We start from the raw sequence: 17952 nt of genomic DNA, 5'->3' as shown, positions 1-17952 counted from the left end.
TTATCCGGCCTACGTGTAACGTCCTTGTAGGCCGGATAAGCGCAGCGCCATCCGGCAAAAGCCTCTTACCTTAAGTGATTTACTCGAAAAACACCGCAATTTTGTTAAACATGGTGGGATCGGACTGGTTGCGCGCCACTTTGGTGACGTCTTCCAGCTTGTCGATCTGCGCCATCATCTGCTCCAGACGCTGATCGTCATTGACCAGCAGCCAGATGCGGCTGTGCTCGCTGCCCTGAATCGGCAGACAGAGAATGCCTTCCACGTTAAACGCCCGGCGGGCAAAGAGCCCGCAGACGTGGGTCATGACGCCAGGGTGGTTGCGGACGGTGAGTTCCAGAATGACGTTATCATGTTGTTTCTGCATGGCTTATTCTCCCACCATCTCAGTATTTGCCGCACCCGGCGGCACCATCGGATACACTTTTTGTTCAGGGTCGATACGCACGTGGATCAGCGCCGGGCCGGGGCGAGAAATCGCCGCCTGCAGCGCCGCGTGGGCGTCTTCTTCCGCGTTCAGATCGCAGGTATGCAGGCCAAAGCCGGCGGCAATCTGCATAAAGTTAATCATCCCCGGATAGGTCGCCGCAAACACGCCCTGCTTGTAGAACAGGCTCTGCTGCTGGTGCACCAGACCCAGCGCCTCGTTGTTCATCAGGATGATTTTCACGTCTAACTGGTTTTCGGCCGCGGTCGCCATTTCCTGAATGTTCATCATCAGGCTGCCGTCGCCGGAGAAGCAGATGACCTTGCGGTCCGGATTCGCCAGCGCCGCGCCTACGGCTGCGGGCAGGCCAAAGCCCATGGTTCCCAGCCCGCCGGAGGTCAGCCACTGGCGCGGACGGTTCAGCGGGTAGGCCTGAGCTGTCCACATCTGGTGCTGGCCCACATCGGTGGTGATAATCGCGCTGTCGTCCACGCAGGCGGCCACGGCGTTGATCAACCCGTAGTGGCTGAGCGGGTCGCCTTCGGTTGGGATGGCGCCCGGGAACTCGCGCTGCAGATCCGCCACCAGCAGGCGCCAGTCGGCGCGGTCGGCTGCGTCCGTCTGCGGGATCAGCTGCGCCAGCACCTCGGCCACGTCGCCCTGAATCGCCACGTGCGGCTGCTTGATTTTACCCAGCTCGGCGCGGTCGATATCCACGTGAATGATTTTCGCGTTCGGGCAGAACTGCTCGGTTTTTCCAATCGCCCGGTCATCAAAACGCGCGCCCATAACAATCAGCAAATCCGCCTCTTGCAGGATGTAGTTGGTGCTGCGCGCGCCGTGCATGCCCAGCATGCCGAGAGAGAGCGGGTGCGCTTTAGGCAGCATGCCCAGCGCCATCAGGGTCATAGTGGTCGGCAGGTTGGCTTTTTCCGCAAACTGGCGGATTTCATCCGCGGCGTTAATCGCCCCGCCGCCCAGATAGAGCACCGGGCGTTTGGCGGCGTTAATCATGGCGGCGGCGTCGCGCACGCTCTCAGCGCTGAATTCCGGCGCGGGGGCACGCTCGCCCGGCTCCGGCAGGACGTCGATCTCGATCTCTGCGGTCTGGACATCCTTAGGAATGTCTATCCACACCGGGCCCGGTCGGCCAGACTGCGCAATGCGGAACGCATCGCTGATAACCTGAGGCAGCTCGCTGATATCGCGAACTAAATAGTTATGTTTGGTGATGGGGATAGAGATGCCGTAGGTGTCCACTTCCTGGAACGCATCGGTGCCGATCATCGAGGATGGTACCTGGCCGGTAATGCAGATCAGCGGAATGGAGTCGAGACGCGCGTCGGCGATGGCGGTGACCAGGTTGGTTGCGCCCGGGCCGCTGCAGGCCATACAGACCGCCGGTTTGCCCTGCGTACGTGCCATGCCCTGAGCGATAAAGCCTGCCCCCTGCTCGTGACGCGCCAGCACGTGGCGGATCTGCGTGCTTTGGCTTAACGCATCGTACAGCGGCAGCACCGTGCCGCCAGGGATGCCCGCAACGATGGTAATGCCCTGTCGTTCCAGTAAGTGAACGATTAACTGCGCGCCCGTAAAGCGCGTCCTGGTGGATGTTGTGCCCGAAATTGCCATGCTCCAGTCCTTTTCTTCTGGGCCGACTTTCCGGGGAGGCTCTTAAACGAAAAACCCCGCCCGGTTTGCGCCGGCGGGGTTTTGGATTCGTGTGTTGATCCAGTCCCTACGGCGCATTGCCGACGACCACCACCACACGCACGACGACCACTGCGGCAGGTTGCGCAGTTTTTAGTAGGGTCGAAGTGAAGATGGATGAAGTCATTGGGGACCTGTGTTTGGAATCATTGATTGAATTTATACAAACACAGGTTTTCGGGCGTGACAATGGAAATATTTTCATCTGAGTAAAAATGCGTCAGGGATCACGTTTCGTTTGTTGGGGGATGAAAACAAAAAACCCCGCCTAAGCGAGGTTTTTATCAGGGTTTTGCGGTTGGTTGCCGCAGAACACACTGTGTTACGTCAACGCAAAAAGTATACGCGATCGAAGACGAACGCGCAATTCCGGCACGGATTTTGACGTTTTTGAGTATGGATCGCCTTCCTGATTTTGTCCAAAAAATACTGTTCATACATACAGTATTTATCTATACTGAGGGTGTTCGCAGTGAGCGAGGGGGCCGCAGTTCTACCGGCGCAATGAAGTCCTGGCTGAAACGGGTGGTGCCGTCAGTGCCTTAACCCCTGAAGTGAGCACACTGTGTTACGTCAATCCAGGTGCTGGCAACAGGCGGCGGAAAGGTACGCCAGCATCGTGCTCCTTTTAACCAAAAGGAGACGCGTATGAGCGTAGTGGATATGGTGATACTTATCCTCAAACTCATTGTTGCAGTACTGCAACTGCTTGATGCTGTCCTGAAATTCCTTCGGTAATTCAGGTTCAAGTCGCACCTGAGAGGGGCGGGCAACCGCCCCTCTTTAATAACGAGGGAATGCTATGTCGCGTCTGTTAATTGAGCCTGTCACACCGGATGAACCGGGGTATATCGCCCTGAAGGCGGAAAGTCTCGCATTGAATTTCAACATGCTGCGCAGGCTGGAAGAGAACTGGCAGCGTGGTGAGAACCGCTTTAACGCGCCGGGTGAAAAGCTGCTGGGTGCGTTTCTCAACGGCAAGCTGGTGGGCGTGTGTGGTCTGAATCGCGATCCGTTCAGCCTGCAGCCGCGCGCCGGACGCATTCGCCATCTCTACGTCAGCGAGAAGTGCCGCGGGCTGGGCATTGGCAAACAGCTTTTGACCGTGGTCATGGCCGATGCCAGCATCTGGTTTGATTTCCTGAATACCCACGCGCCGGACAGCGCCTACGGATTTTATCATCAAGCGGGTTTTACGCTGGTCTCAGACGAACCGCGGGTGACGCACCGCCTTTTTTGTGCGGTGTAACCGGCTGGCAGCATCAGGATGTGAATGTTACAGTTGAGTGACAATTCATCACCCGATACGCCATGACCATCACCGTATTCTGCATTTTGCTGTTCGCCGCGCTGCTACATGCCAGCTGGAACGCCATCGTCAAAGCCGGAACGGACAAACTCTATTCCGCCATAAGCGTCAGCGGCTCCGCCACGGTTATCGCTCTGGTCTTACTGCCGTTTTCTCCACAGCCATCTGCTGAAAGCTGGCCGTTTTTGATCGTCTCCTGCGCCCTACAGGTGGTGTACACCGTGCTGGTGGCGAAGACCTATCAGGTCTCCGATATGAGCCAGACCTACCCGCTGATGCGCGGCACCGCCCCGCTGCTGGTGGCGCTGATCAGCGTGCTTGCGCTTGGCGATAGCCTTTCGTGGCTCGCCTGGTCCGGGATCGGGGTAATTTGCCTGTCGATTCTGGCGATGGCGATGAACGGGCGCATGCAGTCACGCAAAGGGATCTGGCTGGCGCTGCTGAACGCCTGTTTCATCGCAGGTTACACGCTGGTGGATGGCACCGGCGTGCGGCTGTCGGACACCGCGCTGGGCTATACGCTGTGGACCTTCTTTATGAACGGCTTCTGCCTGCTCGGCTGGGCGATGGTGGCGCGTCGGCGCGAGGCGTCCGGCTACCTGCGCCTGCACTGGAAAAAGGGGTTGCTCGGCGGTATTGGCACCATGGGCTCTTACGGTCTGGCGCTTTGGGCAATGACGCAGGCACCGCTGGCGGTGGTCGCGGCGCTGCGTGAAACCTCCATACTCTTTGGCGCGCTGATCGCGTTTGTCCTTTTAAAAGAGAAGGTTGCGGGTCTGCGCATCGTGGCGGCACTGGGTATTGCCGGCGGTGCCATTCTGCTGCGCCTGGCGTAAATCACTGGCAACATTAGTTGCCGTTCTTGTTTACAAATCCTGCCTTTCCCGGTTTTTTCATTCACCACGACAATGCTTAAATTGTCATCTCACTGTGGTAGATTCCTCGCGCATTTATGGGAATGCGCAGTCACTTATTCTTCATTTTTCTCTTTTGGCAAAAGTATTCAGCGACATGAAAAAACAAAGGAACGTTAACTTATTGTTGATGCTGGTGTTACTGGTGGCCGTCGGTCAGATGGCGCAAACCATCTACATTCCGGCGATTGCCGACATGGCAAAGGAATTGAACGTCCGCGAGGGTGCGGTGCAGAGCGTAATGGCAGCCTACCTGCTGACCTATGGCGTTTCGCAGCTCTTCTACGGCCCGCTGTCCGACCGCGTCGGGCGTCGCCCGGTGATCCTGGTGGGCATGAGCATTTTCATGGTGGCGACCGTTATTGCCATAACCACCCACAGCCTGACCGTACTGATTGGCGCCAGCGCCCTGCAGGGCGTCGGGACTGGCGTCGGCGGGGTGATGGCGCGTACCTTACCGCGCGATATGTATCAGGGCACTCAGCTCCGTCACGCAAACAGCCTGTTAAATATGGGTATTCTGGTCAGCCCGCTTCTCGCCCCGCTGATTGGCGGCCTGCTGGACACGATGTGGTCCTGGCGCGCCTGCTACGCCTTCCTGCTGGTGCTGTGCGTGATTGTCACCTTCAGCATGGCGCGCTGGATGCCGGAAACGCGCCCGCAGGACGCGCCGCGCACGAAGCTCATTACCAGCTATAAGACGCTGTTCGGTAACGGCTCGTTTACCTGCTACCTGCTGATGCTGATCGGCGGCCTGGCAGGCATTGCGGTGTTCGAAGCCTGCTCCGGCGTGCTGCTGGGCGCGGGGCTGGGCCTGAGCAGCATGGTGGTGAGTATTCTGTTTATTCTGCCGATCCCGGCGGCGTTCTTCGGCGCGTGGTTTGCCGGACGCCCGAACAAACGCTTCTCAACCCTGATGTGGCAGTCGGTGATCAGCTGTCTGCTGGCGGGTCTGATGATGTGGATCCCGGGGCTGTTTGACGTGATGTCGGTCTGGACGCTGCTCATCCCGGCTGCGCTGTTCTTCTTCGGCGCGGGAATGCTGTTCCCGCTGGCAACCAGCGGCGCGATGGAGCCGTTCCCGTTCCTTGCAGGCACGGCTGGCGCGCTGGTGGGCGGTTTGCAGAATATCGGTTCCGGCGCGCTGGCCTGGCTCTCCGCCATGATGCCGCAGACCGGGCAGGCTAGTTTGGGCCTGCTGATGACGCTGATGGGGCTGCTGATTTTACTGTGCTGGCTGCCGCTGGCGTCGCGTGTCCCGCATCACGAGCAGCCGGTTTAACCGCATGATGGCCCGGCTTCTCGCCGGGCTTTTCACAGACGGGCGCAATCATCGCCTGCAATAACGGCTCTGGCGCTGGCCGCCAGGCTCCCTCTTCCCCGTCGTAAAACTGGAAGTCCGCGTTAAGGGCATACGGGATTTTCGCCTTTTGCAGCTCGCAGGCCATAAAGGTGGTGAAGGCCAGCTGCGAAGCGGTTGGCGTGAGGTGGTTTGACTCCCCCACGCCCCAGCCCCCGACCCAGCTAACGTGCCCGGTTTTTTGCTGCCAGCGCAGCGCGGTATTGATGCGATTATGGATAGCCGCTTTCTCCGCCGCCGTACCGGACGTCCACGGGTATTTACCGCTATTTTTCAGCGGCCCCCACGGGAAAATATGCCACTCCGCCAGCAGGTAGTTTTGGCTGTGCGCAGGCAGCTTCAGGCTGGATAAATCCTCCGGCGCGGCACGCAGGCGTGGCGCAATAAAGATCATGCGCTGCGGGTCCATGTCGTGGATCGCTTTAATGGTTTTTTCATACACGCGGTTTAGCGACGCGAGGTTGTGGTTAAGCTTGTCGGCGGGCTCATAAATGAGATCAAAACCCAGCAGCGGATAGCTCTGACCGAAATAGTGCGCTACGGCAATCCACCAGTTGATCGTCTCTTTCTCGTTATCGGCTTTGGGGTCGTTTTTATATTCATCAGCCTGATAAGCGATTATCGGGATCACGCCATACAGCTCGCAGGCCTCCACCAGCTTGCGCAGGTGGATCAGCCGCGCTTCCGTCGGCTCATCGGCCACGCGGATGCGCACGTGGGTAATGCCTTTTGCACGAAAATCGCGTACCACCAGCGGGTCGAATTCGCGTATGCCGCGCTCGGTGCGCGCCCAGTCCACATCCATCCCGACACCCAACTGCTGCGCATAGTGGGCAGCCGTCAGCGGCGGCTCAGCGGCAATCGCCCAGCCGGAAGAGATCAGTAACGCAGAGGCAATAAAAGGCTTTAACACGGTTTACCCTGGATAAATCGAAAGCATTACCTGTATTTAGCACGCTTTTTCACATTTGGTGTAGAGCGAAAGCGTAATAATTCTTCAACCTGCCAGTTCTCTCAGCCAGCCGATAAAGGCGTCTATTTTCGGCCACTGGCGGCCAGAAAGCGTCGAGATATAGTAGTGCTGGTGACACTTCAGGGTTTTTTCACCAAACGGGGCGATCAGCTCGCCCCGCTCCAGCCGTTTCTGCACCAGCCGCTTTCTGCCCATCGCGACGCCTACATGGTTGATGGCCGCAATAATCGCTAAATCGGAACGATCGAAACCAATGCCCGACGATGGCGGCATTTTCACCGCAAAATGCTGCGCCCAGCTCAGCCACTCGTCCGTACCGGAATCATTGCTCCAGGCCTGACGGTCGTGCAGCAGCGTGCAGTGGCTGAGGTTATCGGGGTTTTTCAGCAGTTCATGCTCGCGGGCATACTGCGGTGAGCAGACGGGCAAAATCTCCTCGTCCATCAGAAAGTGATGAGAGAGGTGGTTTGGCGGCGTATCGTCGAAATAGAGCGCCAGATCGACGCCCGTTCGCTGCATATTAACGTAATCATTGCCGGTCAGGATGGTGAGTGAAATCGACGGGTAGCGGCGGGTAAAGTCCCCCAGCATGGGCACCAGCCAGCACTGGGCGATCGACGGGCGGGAGTAGACCGTCAGCGTGCCGGAGAGCGCCTGGTTTTTGATATCCAGGATCTCCTGATTCAGGGTATCGAGGGACGATTTCAGCGTCCAGTAAACGCGCTTTCCTTCCTGCGTCAGCTCGACTTTACGGTGCGAACGGACGAACAGCTGAATGCCCAGCTCCTCTTCAAGCAGGTTGATACGGTGGCTCACCGCGCTGGGGCTGAGCGACAGCTCCTCCGCCGCCAGGGCGAAGGACTCATGCCGGGCGGCCACTTCAAAGGTGTACATTTTCGACAGCTGCCAGCCGTTTAACAGCCGGTTTCTGGCTTCATTTGCATCGTTCATCACAATTCTCGCGCGGGGTTTCTGCGCTCAGCATACCGTTTAAGGGTGAATTTATGTGAACCTAATACGGATTAAGTGCACTTTTTAGAGCGCAGTCACTCAGTTGATCCAATCTGGCTCACCTGAACGCCAATTTATATCGTTTGTCAGCCCACGCCGTTTTTTCGTCCAATACCCACAGATGACATAAGGGTGAGGTGAGATATGGGATCTCAGGTCTGGGTTGTGGCAACGCTGCTGGTCAGCATTGTGTTGATTGTTTTAACCATCGTAAAACTGAAGTTTCACCCGTTCCTCGCGCTGCTGCTGGCGAGCTTTTTCGTCGGCGCGATGATGGGGATGAGCCCGCTGGATATGGTGAATGCCATCGAGAGCGGAATTGGCGGTACGCTGGGCTTCCTGGCGGCGGTGATTGGTCTGGGCACCATTCTCGGCAAAATGATGGAAGTCTCCGGCGCGGCCGAGCGCATCGGGATTACGTTGCAGCGCTGCCGCTGGCTGTCGGCAGACGTGATTATGGTGCTGGTGGGCCTTATCTGCGGTATCACGCTGTTCGTGGAAGTGGGCGTCGTACTGCTGATCCCGCTGGCGTTTTCCATCGCCAAAAAGACAAACACGTCGCTGCTCAAGCTGGCCATTCCGCTCTGTACCGCGCTGATGGCGGTGCACTGCGTGGTGCCGCCGCATCCGGCCGCGCTGTTTGTGACCAATAAATTAGGCGCGGACGTCGGAACGGTCATTGTCTACGGTTTGATGGTAGGCCTGATGGCCTCGCTGGTCGGCGGCCCGCTGTTCCTGAAACTGCTCGGCAATCGTCTGCCGTTTAAACCGGTTCCGGCGGAGTTTTCAGACCTGAAGGTGCGGGAAGAGCACACCCTGCCGTCGCTGGGCGCCACGCTGTTCACGGTGCTGCTGCCAATTGGCCTGATGCTGGTGAAAACCGTCGCCGAGTTGAATATGGCAAAAGAAGGCACGCTGTATACGCTGCTGGAGTTTATCGGCAACCCGATCACCGCCATGTTTATCGCCGTGTTTGTCGCCTACTACCTGCTGGGGATCCGCCAGCATATGGGCATGGGCACGATGCTGACGCACACCGAGCACGGCTTCGGCTCTATCGCCAACATTTTGCTGATTATCGGCGCGGGCGGCGCGTTTAACGCCATCCTGAAAACCAGCGGACTGGCGGACTCGCTGGCGCATATTCTCTCGAACCTGCACATGCACCCTATCCTCCTCGCCTGGCTGGTGGCGCTGGTGCTGCATGCTGCCGTTGGCTCCGCGACGGTGGCGATGATGGGCGCCACGGCGATAGTCGCGCCGATGCTGCCGCTCTACCCGAACGTGAGCCCGGAGATCATCACCATTGCCATCGGTTCCGGCGCCATTGGCTGCACGATCGTGACCGATTCTCTCTTCTGGCTGGTGAAGCAATACTGCGGCGCGACCCTGAATGAGACCTTCAAATACTATACGACGGCGACGTTTATCGCCTCGGTGCTTGCACTTGGCGGCACATTCCTGCTTTCCTTCATTATCTGAGCGCGAAGAGACGTATTATGGAAAACGCAACAATCACTACTTTAACCGCACAGTTTCCTCTGGTTGAGGATCTGATCGCCCTGAAAGAAACCACCTGGCTTAACCCGCGCACCACGACGCTTGCAGAAGGGTTGCCGTACGTCGGGCTGACCAAAGCCGACGTGGACGACGCCCACGCTCGCCTCAAGCGCTTCGCGCCGTACCTGGCGAAAGCCTTCCCGGAAACGGCAGCAACGGGCGGGATTATCGAATCCGAACTGGTCGCGATCCCGGCGATGCAGGCGCGGCTGGAGAAAGAATCTGCGAAGTCTATTCCCGGCACGCTGCTGCTGAAAAAAGACAGCCATCTGCCGATTTCCGGCTCGATTAAAGCGCGCGGCGGCATCTATGAGGTGCTGACCCACGCGGAGAAACTGGCGCTGGAAGCCGGGTTGCTGAGTATTGAAGACGACTACAGCATTCTGCTGGAGCCGCGCTTTAAGGCGTTCTTTAGCCAGTACAGCATTGCGGTAGGCTCAACCGGCAACCTCGGGATGTCCATCGGCATTATGAGCGCCCGCATCGGCTTTAAGGTGACGGTGCATATGTCCGCCGACGCCCGCGAGTGGAAGAAAGCCAAACTGCGCAGCCACGGCGTCATCGTCGTGGAATATGAGCAGGATTACGGCGTGGCGGTAGAGCAGGGACGAAAAGCGGCGGAAAGCGATCCGAACTGTTTCTTCATTGACGATGAAAATTCCCGCACCTTATTCCTGGGCTATGCCGTTGCGGGCGAGCGCCTGAAGGCGCAGTTTGTCGAACAGGGCCGGGTGGTGGATGCCGATCACCCCCTGTACGTCTACCTGCCGTGCGGCGTCGGCGGCGGCCCCGGCGGCGTGGCGTTTGGCCTCAAGCTGGCCTTTGGTGACAACGTCCACTGCTTCTTCGCGGAGCCAACGCACTCCCCGTGCATGCTGCTGGGAGTTTACACCGGCCTGCACGATGAGATCGCGGTGCAGGATCTGGGCATTGATAACGTCACAGCAGCGGACGGTCTGGCGGTAGGACGCGCCTCCGGCTTCGTGGGCCGCGCGATGGAGCGCCTGCTCGACGGGTTCTATACGCTTTCCGACCAGAGCATGTATGACATGCTCGGCTGGCTGGCGCAGGAGGAAGGGATCCGCCTGGAGCCGTCGGCGCTGGCGGGGATGGCCGGGCCGGTGCGCGTTCATTCGCATACCAACGTTACCCACCTGGTTTGGGCGACCGGCGGCGGGATGGTGCCGGAAGACGAGATGGCGAAGTATCTGGCGAAAGCGAAGTAATTATGCCGGGTGGCGGCTGCGCCTTATCCGGCCTACGTTCGCGGTAGTTGTAGGCCCGGTAAGGCGTAGCCGCCACCGGGCTTACAGGCTCACAATTTGCTGAATGTGTGTAACTGCAAAGAGTAAAGACAGAGACAGCACGGCCAGCGCGATCAGGAACTTATCGCGCACCGCTTTCGGCTGGACAAAATCGTTCTGCGCCACGTCCATCAGGTTACGGCTGCGGGTATAGCGCCATAAAATGATAGCCACCAGCGCCAGCACAACCACTGAGATCCAGAATGGCACCCCGGTGCGGTGCCAGTTGTGCTTAATCGCCAGGGCAATCAGCGCGCCATACCCCAGCAGCGTGCGCAGCCAGGCGAGTGACGTCCGCTCCGGCTGCAGGCCGGGGTCCGCTTCGCGCCGCGCTTTGCGGCTATCCGCCATAGAACACCAGCACCATTACCACGCCCGCCACCGTCAGCAGAATCGTGCTGATGATCAGCAGCCCGCGCGTATAGGGCAGATCCTGCTTCAGGCGCATCGCCTTTTCGTTTCGCAGCCAGCGCAGGTAGCCGTAAATCGCCAGCACGCCCGCGAACAGACACAGTAGCAGCGCCAGCACTTCACGGATCAGCGGCGTGGCGAAATCAGGCGCGAGCTGATCGAGACCGACCCCTGCGGCAAGAAAGCCCAGCGCGGTGCGGATCCACGCTAAAAAAGTGCGTTCATTAGCCAGAGAGAAGCGGTAGTCCGGCGCTTCGCCGAGGCGGGAAATTTTCATTGGTACTCCTCACAACGTCTGCTTCTTCTGTTCCCCGTACATCGCACGGCCGGTGTAATTATCGAGCACAACAGGCAAGACGGTGGGCAGAATGTTACTTTGCTCAGCATAGCGCGGCGAGTCGATCTGGTTAAGTATTTCGAATGGACCTTTGCAGGAGTCCCAGAACGTAGCGCCCATTTATCTGTTTCCGTCACCACTGTCCGTACGGGTAGGTTTTGTCTTTGATAAACTCCACCGTATCTTTTGTATACCTGTAACCATGCGAAAACTGTGTTACTCCCTTGCAGGCATCCAGTTTTTCGCCGGACAGCGTGGTGAGCCGCTGCGGCACTACCGGCAGGTTCTCGCCAATCCCGCTGTTCTGCAGCCAGACTCGCACCCTGCCTTCCGGGGCCAGGCCAATCAGCAGCGTGTCATACCACGTGGTGCCGTATGAGTCCTGGCCTGTAGGAGCCAGCATTCTGGTCCTGAGCGACGCCGGAAAAACTATTCGGGTCTCATAGGTCTTCTTGTCGATGACCGAATCCCAGCAGAACAGCATCATCACGGGCGGGTGACGCGCCTGATTAAACTGGGCGTTCCGTCGCACCCGGTTACTCCATGTTCCCACGGTAACGCCACTTGGCTGCACTGCATCCAGCGTCCGGAAGGTATACACCACCCCCTTCTCATCAATAACCAGCGCCTGCGTGACCTCGGCATACAGCGCTTTCGGGGTGAAGAAAGCGAAGTCCCATTTCCCGTAAGGCATCCCGCCGGTCTCTTCGGGGGTTGCTGGCTTACCTGTATGGCAGCCGGACAGCAGGAAGAGGCAGGCCAGTACGGCGGTGAATCTCCTTTTCATTGGTTTTCCTTACCACTGCCCGTACGGGTAGGTTTTGTCTTTGATAAACTCCGGCGTTTCTCCGTAATAAGCATAACCATACGGGTGCTGAGTAATTCCCTTGCAGGCATCCAGTTTTTCACCGGACAGCGTGGTGAGCCGCTGCGGCTCTACCGGCAGGTTCTCGCCAATCCCGCTGTTCTGCAGCCAGACACGCACCCTGCCTTCCGGGGCCAGGCCTATCAGTAGCGTGTCATACCACGTGGTGCCGTATGAGTCCTGGCCTGTAGGAGCCAGCATTCTGGTCCTGAGCGACGCCGGAAAAACTATTCGGGTCTCATAGGTCTTCTTGTCGATGACCGAATCCCAGCAGAACAGCATCATCACGGGCGGGTGACGCGCCTGATTAAACTGGGCGTTCCGTCGCACCCGGTTACTCCATGTTCCCACGGTAACGCCACTTGGCTGCACTGCATCCAGCGTCCGGAAGGTATACACCACCCCCTTCTCATCAATAACCAGCGCCTGCGTGACCTCGGCATACAGCGCTTTCGGGGTGAAGAAAGCGAAGTCCCATTTCCCGTAAGGCATCCCGCCCGTCTCTTCGGGGGTTGCTGGCTCACCTGTATGGCAGCCCGTCAGGGTGGCCAGGATTAAAAACAGCCACAAGCAGCATTGTTTCAAAATGACTCTCCTTCCATGTTGTAGCGCGTACGCCGCCAGTCTTCATCGGGGCGATTAACGAAGCTGAGCAGTTCAGCCAGTGCGGCACCGCCCTGAATCTCACCGCGGGTATTTCTCACGACGGGGTTCCAGTTAGCAGAGCAGTGGATATATGAGCGAGCCAGAATGTTCATTTCCTGCGGGGTAAAAGCAGGCGGCACTTTGCCATCACGTACCGCTTTTCCCATCTGCAGGGACTTGTTACATAAGTGACTTAAATCTTCCGGGATAACGAGAGCATCATTATCCTGAACAGATTTAAAATTCACCCCAGCCTCTTTCGCCGCCTCGATCATCACCCGCAGTACCACCTTTGCCCAGTCATTGCGAATAAACCGGTTTCGCAGCGTCAGCGCCGAAAAACTTCGTTTCTGAAACTGCCCGTAGCGATCCGGTGGAAGCCGGTCGTCATACCAGGTTTCGGCCATAATGCGGCTGGTCTGCAGAACGGGGGCGAGACAGGGAAACGTATCCAGCTGCGGGAGTTGTTGTATCAGCTGCGTATAGCTTCGCGTCTGGCTTCCCGGCTGGCTGAGGGGGACCGTTTCCGTGGCGGGGCGGGTCAGGAACAGGTTTTCCCGCACCAGGGGCAGATAGCCGCCGCCAGTGTCGGAATGCGCGCCAGGGAGAACCAGTTCGGGCCATACGGGCCGGACGCTGTTCAGGGCAAAGTTAAACCGGCACTCATTTCCCGCCGTGATATGGAAGACCTTCTCCGCGATGCCGGGAGGCAGCGTGATTTTCACCTCGCCGGTACTGGCTGAGTGTGGATTCATGCCGTTCACCGGACTGCCGATGGCCGCAACGGTGTCAAACAGGCCAATAAATCGGGTCTTTCCGGCTGGCAGCCCCAGAAAGATAACGCCGTTAAGCCCCTGGCGAATGGCGGCAATAATCGCGCTGTCCTGAGCCAGGACGCGGTTGGCGAAATGCCGTGCCGCAGCGGCACCACGGCTGAACCCGAAAATATCGAACTGGAGTGATTTAACAATCAATAGCGGTCTGTTTAGAAGGTTTTTTAAATTTCGAAGAGTCTGCTCAATTATTGATATCAGACCTGCTACCGCTTTATCCGTTTTGGCAATCACGCCCGTATCCGCAATCCCCATCGACTGGCCAATCAGGCTGTCGGGTTTACCCGCTTCGGTGCCGATACCGTCGATATACAGTGACGCCTGAACCGCTGTACTGTCGGGCAGCAGGTCCGTCTGATAGAGGGTATGCAGCCAGTGCACGTTGGTGTAATACCCGATGTAGCTGCCTGCGCCAGTGCCGGATACCCCGAACGCCTCCCGCGCGCACCGGGCCATAATGACCTCGGCTTCCGCGCTGGTGTAGTCGTAGTGTCTGGCCGTACAGGCTTTAATCATGTTCTCCGTGTTAACGGCGTTATTCCCCGTACCGTCAAAAAACAGGCCGATCGTCAGCGTCACCTCTTGCGGCACGGCCCCGGGTGCCGCCGGAGCCGGGAAGGATGGCAGCGGAGAAGACGCCGCGGTGGGTTCCTGTGTTTGTGTGCGAGGTGACGGGCGTCCGGCGCTCTGTAAGGTGGCCGGCGTTGTCGAAAGGGCAGCGGAAGAAGAGACGATAACGCGGTTTTGTCCTGCCGGGCAGCCACATTTCACTTCAGAGCCATGAACGGCAGCCCTGGCACCATCAACAATGAAATCTGATGTGCCGGTGACAACGATGCCCGGGCATTTACAGACCGGGCAAACCGTCGTTGTATCGCCCACGCGAACCATGCCCCTGCCGGTATCCTGATGGGTGCGAAGGGAGCTGATACAGCTGGCGCCGGTGGTGGTTTCATCCCCGTCAAGGGCAAGCTCAAGTCCATTAATACTGACAGAGTGGAGCATTTCATATCCGTATGAAAAGTGTGCCTGGTGCGCCGGACTATACGCCCGGTTTGCAGGTAAAAAATATGATTAGCACGCAAATTGTCACATCGAGAGAGAATTAGGAGAAAAGCCCGGTTTTACTGAAGGTTGAAGGTTATTTTTATTAGAGGAAAACCGGCACCACCACGATGCCGGTCAGGAAAATCAATGCAACTCTGGCCAGTACGCTTTGTTGGCCTCGATCAGGTCATCCAGAATCGCTTTCGCGACGGACGCGCTCGGCACGGTTTTCGACAGGGTAATCGCCTGCCAGAGTTTCTGGTACGAGCGCTGCTCCCAGGCATCCACCACCAGTTTTTCCACCGCCACCTGCTGGCTCATCAGCCCTTTCTGGAAGTGTGGAATATCGCCCACCGTAAGCGGCTCTGGGCCGTTATGGCCTACCAGGCACGGGATCTCCACCATCGCGTCGGCATCAAAGTTATGGATGGCACCGTTGTTTGGCACAATCAGCAGCATCCGCTCCTGGGTGTTGAAGGCAATTGCCGTCGCCAGATCGACGATGTACGACGCATGTTCGTCGATTTCCAGCTCACCGGCGGCGGAGTTACCGGCTTCGATAATCGCCCGGCAGGCGCTGAACACGTGCTTCTCACGGTGATCCATAACTTCATTGGCGCGGGTACGTTCCGGGTTGGAGTGCGCAACTACGTAGTCCGGGAACAGGTAATACTTCAGGTAGGTGTTCGGCATGGTGTCCGGGTCCAGCGCCTGCACGTCTTTTGCTTTGGCGAACGTATCGTTCCAGCTCGCTTCGGTATGCGCATCTTCTGAAGGCGGAACATAGCCCTTTTTCGCCACGTATTCGCGCAGTTTTGGCATCAGATCGTTGCCGTTCAGATCTTCAATCGACGTCCACCAGCCGAAGTGGTTCAGGCCGTAGTAGCGTACGCGCATCTCTTTACGGTCCTTCAGGCCGACAATCTGCGCCATACGCCCTTCAATGCCGATCGGCATATCGCAGATGTTGAGGATTTTGGCGTTCGGACGCAGGCGGCGCGTGGCTTCCGCGACAATCGCCGCCGGGTTGGAGTAGTTCAGCATCCACGCGTTCGGGGAGTACTGCTCCATATAATCCACCAGCTCCAGCACGCCGCCGATAGAGCGCATGCCGTAGGAAATCCCGCCCGGTCCACAGGTTTCCTGGCCCAGCACGCCGTGGCGCAGCGGGATTTTTTCATCTTTTTCGCGCATCGGGTATTTGCCCACGCGGATATGCGCCATCACGAAATCCACATCGGTAAACGCCGCTTTAGGATCGGTGGTGTAGCTGAACTCAATCTCCGGCGCCTGCTCCCTGAGGATGATTTTGCACGCTTCGGCGATGGTCTCCTGACGCGCGCCGTCGTTGTCATAGAACTTCAGGGCGCGCAGCGGGAAACGGTCACGGTTGGCTAACAGCATCAGGACGATACCAGGCGTAAAGGTGCTGCCGCCGCCTGCAATGACAACTGAGAATTTTTTCATGATATAGCCTCTGTCAGGGTGGTTTGTTCATTCGATAAAGGGGTTTTCATCAGCGATTCCAGCTGGTCGCGCACCTGAGGAACGTGCAGGCCGACAATCACCTGAATGCCGTTGCCGCGTCGCACCACGCCGTGGGCGCCGAGGGCTTTGAAGACGTCATCGCTTTGGGTTTTCGCCATATCCACCAGCGCAATGCGCAAGCGGGTGGCGCAGTTGTTGATGCTTTCGATGTTGGCCGCACCGCCAAGCGCCTGTAAGAACCCGGCGGCCTGCCCGACCTGCTGGCTGGCCGCCGCCGGGGCGGTGGTTTGCCCCCGCGCCGCCTTATAGTCGGCCTTGCTGTAGAGCTTGATTTCGCTCTCTTCCCGGCCCGGCGTTTTCAGGTTCAGACGTTCGATCAGCGTTTTGAAGACCACGAAGTAGATGCCGGTGAAGCAGACGCCGATGCCGATCTGGGTGAATACCGTCGAGGCGTGGTTATGGAACATCGGGATCCAGTTTTGCGGCAGGAACTGGTCCAGCAGGCCGCCGCCCATGTTCCCGACCACGCCGAAGGCGTACATCACCGTTGCCATGGTGGCCGCCAGCACGGCGTGCACGGCAAACAGCAGCGGCGAGATAAACAGGAAGGTGAATTCGAGGGGTTCAGTAATGCCCACCAGCACCGCGGTGAGCGTAGCCGGGACCAGCAGGCCCGCCACCTTGACGCGGTTTTCCGGCGACGCGGTGTACCAGATAGCGAACGCAATCCCGACCGAGCCAAACACTTTTGAGTTGCCGTGCAGCGCGAATCCGCCTTCCGGGAAGAGGGTTTTCAGCGGCAGGGTACTCTGGCTGAATTCCTGCAGATGCTGCGCCCAGTAGACCTGAATCCCGCCCTCCACCGCCGCCGGGCCGAAGATGAACGGACCGTAGACGAAGTGGTGCAATCCGGTTGGGATCAGAATGCGTTCCAGGAAGGTATACACCCACACGCCCAGCGCGCCGGCAGAACGCAGGAACGCCTGCAGGGACTCAATGCCCATCTGTACTTTCGGCCAGCCCAGCAGCGTCAGCCAGGCGCAGGGGATCATGACGAAGAACGCGAGGATAACGACAAACGAGCTGCCCTGGAAAATCCCCAGAAAGACCGGCAGCGGCTTGTCGAAGTAGCGGTTGTGGATGGCGGTGACGATGCCTGAAATCACAATGGCCCCGATGATGCTGGTATCCAGCGTTTTGATCCCGGCAATCATCGCCAGCCCACTACCCGCCGTCGGTTCTGCGGAGAAGTCGACGCCGAAGAAGTGGCCCCAGGTCATCCCCATCGCGTTAATAAAGTAGTTCCAGGTCAGAAAGCTAATCAGCACCGCCAGACAGGCGCGGCCCTGCGCCTGCTTCGCCAGGCCAATCGGCAGGCCGACGGCAAAAATCAGCGGCATATTGCGAAACACCGCCCAGCCGCCCTCTTCAATGATGTGAACGATCTGCGCGAAAAGATGATCGGGGGCCGTTAGCGCTTCGCCGACAAACAGCGGGTTGCGAAGCATGATGGCGATTCCCACCACGATCCCGGCGAATGGAAACAGCAACACCGGGGTAAACATGGCACCGCCAAAACGTTGTATTTGACTGAGCATTTTTAAATCCTCATGAAACAACCTGTAGGGGTAGAGGCCTTTATGGTTTTTTGCTGGCCTGAGGTGAGCATAAGAACTTACTGATGCGCGAACATGGCGTGCCGCTGCGATTCGTGATCGCATTCATGGTTTTATTTTGACCAATCAGGTCTACTTTTTG

Annotated in this window: 19 protein-coding genes; 6 read left to right on the top strand and 13 right to left on the bottom strand. The window is 58.1% G+C overall.

What is annotated here, in order from left to right; all coding sequences use genetic code 11:
- Window positions 1-79 precede the first annotated feature (79 nt).
- The 3 genes from ilvN to ivbL all read right to left on the bottom strand — a co-directional run bounded on the left by ilvN (window position 80) and on the right by ivbL (window position 2264).
- A complete protein-coding gene (ilvN, locus tag GVO84_RS00160) occupies window positions 80-367 on the bottom strand; it encodes an acetolactate synthase small subunit (protein ID WP_010426528.1) in 288 nt (95 codons plus the stop codon).
- Window positions 368-370: 3 nt separating this feature from the next.
- Window positions 371-2059, bottom strand: a complete 1689-nt coding sequence (gene ilvB / locus GVO84_RS00155) for an acetolactate synthase large subunit (protein ID WP_159515200.1) — start codon at window positions 2057-2059, stop codon at window positions 371-373.
- 106 nt (window positions 2060-2165) lie between these two features.
- The gene (ivbL, locus tag GVO84_RS00150) at window positions 2166-2264 is read right to left on the bottom strand and encodes an ilvB operon leader peptide IvbL (protein WP_057979964.1); all 99 of its coding nucleotides are present in this window, start codon (window positions 2262-2264) and stop codon (window positions 2166-2168) included.
- Between the two features lie 521 nt (window positions 2265-2785).
- On the opposite strand from ivbL, the gene tisB reads away from it, so the two are divergent.
- From tisB to emrD, 4 genes are all read left to right on the top strand, one after another.
- Entirely contained in the window at window positions 2786-2875 is a 90-nt protein-coding gene (gene tisB / locus GVO84_RS00145) for a type I toxin-antitoxin system toxin TisB (protein ID WP_023309830.1), read from the top strand.
- Window positions 2876-2939: 64 nt separating this feature from the next.
- Complete coding sequence (locus GVO84_RS00140) at window positions 2940-3386, top strand: GNAT family N-acetyltransferase (RefSeq protein WP_121426079.1); 447 nt, start codon at window positions 2940-2942, stop codon at window positions 3384-3386.
- A gap of 62 nt (window positions 3387-3448) precedes the next feature.
- Window positions 3449-4282: an EamA family transporter gene (locus GVO84_RS00135; protein WP_121426080.1), complete on the top strand. Its 834-nt coding sequence runs from the start codon at window positions 3449-3451 to the stop codon at window positions 4280-4282.
- Between the two features lie 175 nt (window positions 4283-4457).
- Complete coding sequence (emrD, locus tag GVO84_RS00130; RefSeq protein ID WP_159515199.1) at window positions 4458-5642, top strand: multidrug efflux MFS transporter EmrD; 1185 nt, start codon at window positions 4458-4460, stop codon at window positions 5640-5642.
- Here the strand turns inward: emrD and GVO84_RS00125 are convergent.
- Complete coding sequence (locus GVO84_RS00125) at window positions 5545-6633, bottom strand: cellulase family glycosylhydrolase (protein ID WP_159515198.1); 1089 nt, start codon at window positions 6631-6633, stop codon at window positions 5545-5547. The two genes, emrD and GVO84_RS00125, sit on opposite strands and share 98 nt — an antisense overlap.
- A gap of 84 nt (window positions 6634-6717) precedes the next feature.
- Window positions 6718-7644 (bottom strand): DNA-binding transcriptional regulator DsdC, encoded by a 927-nt coding sequence (dsdC, locus tag GVO84_RS00120; RefSeq protein ID WP_159515197.1) that lies wholly within the window; start codon window positions 7642-7644, stop codon window positions 6718-6720.
- A 204-nt stretch (window positions 7645-7848) separates the two neighbouring features.
- On the opposite strand from dsdC, the gene dsdX reads away from it, so the two are divergent.
- Entirely contained in the window at window positions 7849-9186 is a 1338-nt protein-coding gene (dsdX, locus tag GVO84_RS00115) for a D-serine transporter DsdX (RefSeq protein ID WP_159515196.1), read from the top strand.
- 17 nt (window positions 9187-9203) lie between these two features.
- Window positions 9204-10490 carry a D-serine ammonia-lyase gene (gene dsdA, locus GVO84_RS00110; RefSeq protein WP_159515195.1) on the top strand — a complete coding sequence of 429 codons (1287 nt, stop codon included), beginning with the start codon at window positions 9204-9206 and terminating at the stop codon, window positions 10488-10490.
- An 81-nt stretch (window positions 10491-10571) separates the two neighbouring features.
- Here the strand turns inward: dsdA and GVO84_RS00105 are convergent, their stop codons facing one another.
- The 8 genes from GVO84_RS00105 to GVO84_RS00070 all read right to left on the bottom strand — a co-directional run bounded on the left by GVO84_RS00105 (window position 10572) and on the right by GVO84_RS00070 (window position 17792).
- Window positions 10572-10919: a DUF202 domain-containing protein gene (locus GVO84_RS00105; RefSeq protein WP_159515194.1), complete on the bottom strand. Its 348-nt coding sequence runs from the start codon at window positions 10917-10919 to the stop codon at window positions 10572-10574.
- Window positions 10909-11256, bottom strand: a complete 348-nt coding sequence (locus GVO84_RS00100; protein WP_023309821.1) for a YidH family protein — start codon at window positions 11254-11256, stop codon at window positions 10909-10911. Before GVO84_RS00100 ends, GVO84_RS00105 begins: the two co-directional genes overlap by 11 nt.
- Window positions 11257-11265: 9 nt before the next feature.
- Entirely contained in the window at window positions 11266-11436 is a 171-nt protein-coding gene (locus GVO84_RS00095; protein WP_159515193.1) for a hypothetical protein, read from the bottom strand.
- Window positions 11437-11449: 13 nt separating this feature from the next.
- Entirely contained in the window at window positions 11450-12103 is a 654-nt protein-coding gene (locus tag GVO84_RS00090) for a DUF2931 family protein (protein WP_159515192.1), read from the bottom strand.
- Between the two features lie 9 nt (window positions 12104-12112).
- Entirely contained in the window at window positions 12113-12769 is a 657-nt protein-coding gene (locus GVO84_RS00085; protein ID WP_370686481.1) for a DUF2931 family protein, read from the bottom strand.
- On the bottom strand, window positions 12763-14664 hold the full coding sequence (locus GVO84_RS00080) for a PAAR domain-containing protein (protein WP_159515190.1): 1902 nt from the start codon (window positions 14662-14664) through the stop codon (window positions 12763-12765). Before GVO84_RS00080 ends, GVO84_RS00085 begins: the two co-directional genes overlap by 7 nt.
- Window positions 14665-14850: 186 nt before the next feature.
- Complete coding sequence (locus GVO84_RS00075) at window positions 14851-16173, bottom strand: 6-phospho-alpha-glucosidase (protein ID WP_159515189.1); 1323 nt, start codon at window positions 16171-16173, stop codon at window positions 14851-14853.
- Entirely contained in the window at window positions 16170-17792 is a 1623-nt protein-coding gene (locus GVO84_RS00070; protein WP_047646753.1) for an alpha-glucoside-specific PTS transporter subunit IIBC, read from the bottom strand. Before GVO84_RS00070 ends, GVO84_RS00075 begins: the two co-directional genes overlap by 4 nt.
- Window positions 17793-17952 lie beyond the last annotated feature (160 nt).

The organism is Enterobacter sp. SM3, assembly GCF_009811935.2.
GTDB classification, from domain to species: domain Bacteria; phylum Pseudomonadota; class Gammaproteobacteria; order Enterobacterales; family Enterobacteriaceae; genus Enterobacter; species Enterobacter asburiae_D.
Note: the sequence above shows the minus strand (reverse complement) of the source record. Positions and strands in the feature narration are given on the sequence as shown.